This is a genomic window from Ruminococcus sp. 1001136sp1_2201st1_G3_2201SCRN_220225, from assembly GCF_040924365.1.
Taxonomy (GTDB): Bacteria; Bacillota; Clostridia; order Lachnospirales; family Lachnospiraceae; genus Blautia_A; species Blautia_A faecis.
Genome location: NZ_JBCOME010000106.1, coordinates 1 through 4,986, shown reverse-complemented (window position 1 = coordinate 4,986; position 4,986 = coordinate 1). Strand labels below are relative to the sequence as shown.

The window sequence follows — 4,986 nt, the reverse complement described above, 5'->3', positions numbered from 1 at the left end:
CATTTATGCACAGCTTCTTGAGAATCCGGACGAAGTAGTTACTGGTACAGTTAAAGAGCTGGCTGAGAAATATAATCAGGAAGTGCTCACCATGGTTGGTTTCCTTGATGGAATCAATGACAGCCTTAAGGTTCAGAATCCGATCGAGACTATGGATGAGAATACTACCGTAAGTCTTTGCTTTGACAAAGAGCTTCTTTACAAGAACATGGTAGACGCTAAAGCTGACTGGCTTTACAATCTTCCACAGTGGGACAAGATCTTTACCCCGGAGAAACGTAAAGAGCTTTATCTTGAGCAGAAGAAATCCGGTACTGTTGTTAAGGCACACAAGATCGGACGTAACGATCCGTGTCCATGCGGAAGCGGAAAGAAATATAAATTCTGCTGCGGTAGAAACAAATAATAAAATGTGAATATAGACCGGGATCCGGTGGATTCCGGCTGTGGGGACGGATTGCAATGGTGGATGACTGCCAGGCAATCCGTTTCGTGTATATTTATAGGAAAATTAGTTGATTTATGAGTTCTACAAGTATGAATCAGTTTGCTTTGTGCGAGTAATGAGTGAAACACGCAGAGTGGATTTGAATTTAGAAAGAGAGAAGAGAATTTGAGTTTATTTTGTTTTTGCGCCGGGATTTTAAGCCTGGCTTATTATGTGCTGATCGTGGTATATGCTGGCATTACAGCTGATTTTGCCTGGTTCTGGGTACTGCTTACAGCGGTTCTGGAAGGCGGCGCAGTACTGATCCGCTATGGCAGAAATCATCCGGGAATTTTCCCTGGATGGCTGGGAACTGTGATCATGGTGGCTGTGCTGATCGGAATTGTCTGTTTTGGATTTATCTGCAGCCGTGTAATTTCCGGAATGAAGTCTTCCGGGAAAAAGAACCTGGATTATGTAGTTGTGTTAGGTGCCCATGTAAAAGGAGATGTACCATCCAAGGCTTTGGAGCTTCGTCTGAAGGCGGCACTGAAATATGCCAGGGAGAATGAAGATACCACGCTGATCCTTTCCGGCGGACAGGGCTTTGGGGAGGATATTACGGAAGCAAAATGTATGGAGAATTATCTGACAGCGCATGGTATTTCACAGGAGCTGCTGGTGTTGGAAGAGAAGTCTACAAGCACGAAAGAAAATCTGAAATTTTCCGATGAGCTTACCGGGTGCAGTAAGAAAAATACGGGAATATTGTCAAATAATTTTCACGTGTACCGGGCAGTAAAATTGGCGGAAAAGCTGGGATATAAACATCCTTATGGAATTGCGGCGGTATCAGATCCTATTATGCAGGTGCATTATGTGGTGCGGGAAGTAGCAGCACTTGTAAAAGAAAAACTTCGGGGAAATATCTAATTTTTTATCATCTTTATTTTGCAGATTATTGACAAACCCAAAACCCAAGGCTATAATGGGACACAGTGATAAGAAAACACGTTGACGAGAAGAGTAAACTGTGGAATGTTTCAGAGAGAGGCAGGCGGCTGGAAATGCCTTATCAGGAAACAGTTGAAAACTACCTCCGAGTGGCCCTAATCCGGTCCGGTGATTCCGTTACCATCAAATAAGTGGCCTGGTTTACAGATACGTATGCTATGGCAAGCAGGGTGGAACCGCGAGTATATTCGTCCCTTACAGTGTGAGAGCATTGTAAGGGACTTTTGTTTTTCACGAGCAATGAGTTAAAGTCCACGTTTGTGTGTGACCTTGGAGACTGCAGCTCGTCTCGTCCCTGCATGGGAGTACAGAAAATGTTTGGTTTTCAGTGCTCAGTCAAACGTTACCATACGTTTTTCGTATCAGACAGTTTCCTGCCGGATACAGTTTCAGAAAAAGAAAAGGAGACACGAATCATGATTATCACATTAAAAGACGGTTCTAAAAAAGAATACGCAGAAGCAAAATCCGTTATCGACATTGCGGCTGATATCAGCGAAGGCCTTGCAAGAGTTGCATGTGCAGGAGAGGTTGACGGAGAAGTTGTTGACCTTAGACATGTAGTTGACAAGGACTGCGAGTTAAGCATTCTGACATTTGAGGATGAGGGTGGAAAAGGCGCTTTCCGTCACACCACATCCCACATTATGGCACAGGCAATCAAGAGACTGTACCCGGATGTAAAGCTTGCAATCGGACCATCTATTGCAGACGGATTTTATTATGATATTGACAGCGAGAACCCGATCACTACAGAGGATCTTGCAAAGATCGAAGTTGAGATGAAGAAAGTGGTAAAGGAAGCACTTCCGATTACCCGTTTTACCAAATCCAGAGAAGAAGCGATCGCATTCTTCAAAGAGAAAAATGAGCCATATAAAGTGGAGCTTATCGAAGATCTTCCAGAAGATGCTGAGATCAGCTTTTATCAGCAGGGTGAGTTTGTTGACCTTTGTGCAGGACCTCACCTTATGACAACCAAACCGGTAAAAGCATTCAAGCTTACCAGCATTGCAGGTGCTTACTGGAGAGGAAGTGAGAAGAATAAAATGCTTACCAGAATCTACGGAACTTCTTTCACGAAGAAAGCAGATCTGGAAGAATATATTACCCGTATGGAAGAGGCGAAGAAACGTGACCACAGAAAGCTTGGTAAAGAGCTTGGTCTGTTCATGATGAGCGACGAAGGTCCTGGATTCCCGTTCTTCCTTCCTAAGGGAATGGTTCTGAAGAATACTCTTCTTGATTACTGGAGAGAAATCCATCAGAAAGCAGGATATGTTGAGATTTCCACACCGATCATGCTGGCACGTCATCTTTGGGAGACATCCGGACACTGGGATCATTACAAAGAAAATATGTATACAACTGTAATTGACGATCAGGATTTTGCAATCAAGCCAATGAACTGTCCGGGAGGTATTCTTGTATACCAGTCAGAACCACGTTCTTACCGTGATCTGCCGCTTCGTATGGGTGAGCTTGGTCTGGTACATCGTCATGAAAAATCCGGACAGCTTCACGGACTTATGCGTGTACGCTGCTTTACACAGGATGATGCCCATATCTTTATGATGCCGGAGCAGATCCGTGAGGAGATTAAAGGGGTTGCAAAACTGATTGACGAGGTATATCAGCTGTTTGGTTTCAAATATCACGTAGAGCTTTCCACACGTCCGGAAGATTCCATGGGAAGTGATGAGGACTGGGAGATGGCTACAGACGCTCTTCGCGGAGCTCTTGACGACCTCGGGCTTAATTATGTAGTAAATGAGGGAGACGGAGCGTTCTACGGACCGAAGATTGACTTCCATCTTGAGGACTCCATCGGAAGAACCTGGCAGTGTGGTACTATCCAGCTTGATTTCCAGCTTCCGCTCCGTTTTAATTGTGAATATGTTGGTGCTGACGGCGAGAAACATCGTCCGATCATGATCCACCGTGTTGCTTTTGGATCCATCGAGCGTTTTATCGGTATTTTGATCGAGCATTTTGCAGGTGCATTCCCAACATGGCTTGCTCCTGTACAGGTGAAGGTGCTTCCGATTTCTGATAAATATATGGATTATGCAGAAAAGGTTGTAAACGAGCTGAAAGAGGCTGGTATTCGTGTCGAAATTGATACCCGTGCTGAGAAAATCGGTTACAAGATCCGTGAGGCAAGACTTCAGAAGATTCCTTATATGCTGGTTGTTGGTGCCAAAGAAGAGGAAGAGGGCAAAGTTTCTGTAAGAAGCCGTTTCCTGGGAGATGAAGGTGCGAAGGATCTTGGAGAGTTCATTACTTCTATCAAAGCTGAGATCAAGAGCAGAGAGAACCGTAAGGTAGAGGTTCAGGAAGAGCAGAAATAAGCCGGATTTTCCGAAAAGTTTTAAGTGAATAAATAGGAACGTGATTTCCATATAAAAGAAAGGCGCTGCTGTGAGATGCGGCGCCTTTCTTGAAAATATTAACATTGTTATAAAATATAGCTGGATTAGGTGAAAAAATATATAATCTTGTGAATTATAGCAGATGAATGCATTATTCGGAAAAGTATTTCGCCTTAATTTCCTCCACTGGCATTTCTTTTCCTGTCCACAGACGGAACGCTTCAGCCCCCTGGTAAAGCAGCATATACATACCGTTGAAGGTGCGGCAGCCAGCCTCTCTTGCTTCGCGCAAGAATCGTGTCTCACGGGGATTGTAGATCACATCTGACACGATCAGATCCGGATGATAAAGACTGGTATCTTCAATAATGGACCCTTCTGTATCAGGAGCCATCCCCACTGAGGTGGCATTGAGAAGAAGCGCACTCTCGGAGATAGCCTGTGCCAGTTCTTCTTTATCCTTGTTTTCGTGAAGAATGGCCTGGCAGGGAAGAGTGGCGTTGATATTTTCCACCAGCTTCTGTGTGCGGTTCCAGAAACGACTGGTCTCACGGGCAAAAATATGGATTTTTTTTACCCCGTCAAGGGCAGCCTGTGCACAGATGGCAGTAGCTGCACCACCGGCTCCCATGATGGTGATGGTTTTTCCGATCACATCATATCCTGCATCTCTGACAGCCTGCATGTATCCTACACCGTCAGTGTTATAGCCGGTAAGGCGTCCATTGTCATTGACTACGGTGTTCACAGCGCCGATCAGTCGGGCAGCAGGGGAAAGCTCGTCCAGAAGCTCCACGATCTTGTTTTTGTTTGGCATGGTAAGGTTAAAGCCACGAATTCCGCAAGTTTTCAGTCCCATGACAGCAGTTTCCAGATTTTCCTCGTTTACATTGAAGCAAAGATAAGTGTAATCAAGATCAAGAAGATGGAATGCTTCATTGTGCATAAGTGGTGAAATACTGTGTGCCACCGGACTTCCAAGAAGTGCGGTAAGCTGTGTGTGACCGGTAATTGGGATCATAAGGTACCTCCTGAAGTTTCTATTATTTTGAAAGTCCAAGGCAATAGCAGTGACTGATCTGGGGTAGAGCGTGTGTGAAAAATCATTCCCGCAATCTGCACGCCCCACTTTGCGGTATATTTCACCCGAATTCGGTTGCCGTAGCCCGCTAC

Annotated in this window: 5 protein-coding genes; 4 read left to right on the top strand and 1 reads right to left on the bottom strand. The window is 44.9% G+C overall.

The features are described from left to right. The 3 genes from AB5642_RS19565 to thrS all read left to right on the top strand — a co-directional run. The coding region (locus AB5642_RS19565; protein ID WP_368371900.1) for an SEC-C metal-binding domain-containing protein at window positions 1–406 on the top strand (406 nt) is incomplete at its 5' end. A gap of 207 nt (window positions 407–613) precedes the next feature. Continuing rightward, a complete protein-coding gene (locus AB5642_RS19560) occupies window positions 614–1,360 on the top strand; it encodes a YdcF family protein (RefSeq protein ID WP_173719352.1) in 747 nt (248 codons plus the stop codon). Window positions 1,361–1,854: 494 nt separating this feature from the next. Next, a complete protein-coding gene (thrS, locus tag AB5642_RS19555; RefSeq protein ID WP_334284991.1) occupies window positions 1,855–3,792 on the top strand; it encodes a threonine--tRNA ligase in 1,938 nt (645 codons plus the stop codon). Window positions 3,793–3,964: 172 nt separating this feature from the next. Here the strand turns inward: thrS and AB5642_RS19550 are convergent, their stop codons facing one another. Continuing rightward, window positions 3,965–4,834 carry a shikimate dehydrogenase gene (locus AB5642_RS19550; RefSeq protein WP_118578501.1) on the bottom strand — a complete coding sequence of 290 codons (870 nt, stop codon included), beginning with the start codon at window positions 4,832–4,834 and terminating at the stop codon, window positions 3,965–3,967. 74 nt (window positions 4,835–4,908) lie between these two features. Between AB5642_RS19550 and AB5642_RS19545 the strand changes: the two genes are divergently transcribed. Next, window positions 4,909–4,986, top strand: a 78-nt coding sequence (locus AB5642_RS19545) for a DUF6783 domain-containing protein (protein WP_368371902.1), incomplete at its 3' end; no start/stop codon positions are given.

Excerpts from the sequence above, each read along its gene's own strand:
- AB5642_RS19550 (WP_118578501.1), bottom strand. The coding sequence starts at position 4,834 with ATGATCCCAATTACCGGTCACACACAGCTTACCGCACTTCTTGGAAGT.